The 1,038-nt window shown below is 36.5% G+C and carries 1 protein-coding gene; it reads left to right on the top strand.

Annotation, left to right across the window (positions count from 1 at the left end; translation table 11 throughout):
- Positions 1 to 1,038: methyl-accepting chemotaxis protein (locus ACYVTD_RS13770; protein ID WP_461248299.1), on the top strand; the 1,038-nt coding region annotated here is incomplete at both ends.

The raw sequence follows: 1,038 nt of genomic DNA, 5'->3' as shown, positions 1-1,038 counted from the left end.
TTACATAGTCCTTATTTTGGCAGGCTCTTTTAGATACAGCGTTCCATGCGCGTTTTTTTCAGGTATTTTTTCAGGGGTCTGCTATTTAATTGTCGTCATAGCTAACGCTCATGTTCTTGATTTACCTTATTATTTTACGCTTGGCGGCAAAACAATACCTGTAAGTTTTCCCCTGTATAATGAATCATTTAGCGCTCTTGCAATGGTTGTCGCCGGTCTTACAGCCGGTTTTTCATGTAAACGCCATCTAAAATTATTTAAAAATATGATAGAGTCTCAAGCCAGTGCCGCTGATGCGGCTTTGGCGACAGTGGAACAAACGCGTTCACTTGCTAAAATTATTAAAAAATCCACTGACGATATATTTCTTTCATCTAAAGAAATTTTTATTAATGCTAATAATCAAGCCACCAGTATTCATGAGATTGAAAGTACAATAAAAGAAAACACCCAAATAGCCGGGGATATTTCGGAAAAAACATCTAATGTATCGAATATCGCCAATAAAATGGAAAATGACGTTATTCACGGGTTTTCCGTTCTGGAGCACAATATTAATCAACTGGAAGACATTAAGAAAAAGAACGATGGCGTAATTACCAGCATTATAAATCTTGGAAACAAGATATTAAAAATACGCGATTTTATAAAAAGTATTAATACAATAACGGATCAAACAAAAGTTATAGCATTTAACGCCGGGTTGGAAGCCGCAAGCGCCGGAGAGCACGGCAAACGTTTTACAGTTGTGGCAAACGAAGTAAACCGTCTTGCGGACGACATCGCTTCTCTTACCACGCAAATTCGCGAACAAGTTGAGGAAATTCAAAATTCTTCTTCTTCATTAATAATTTCCAGCGAAGAAAGTACGGATAAAATAAGGGAAGGCAATAACCTTATCAAAGAACTTGATAATATTTTCCGTGAAATTCGTTCAGGAGCTGAAATAACGGCTAATCAGGCGCAAACAATTACATTATCAACTCAAAAACAGTTAAAATCAACCGAACAAATCAATATAGCTATATCCGATATTTC

Source organism: Treponema sp. R6D11 (assembly GCF_054786075.1).
This window is presented reverse-complemented; position numbering and strand designations above follow the sequence as displayed.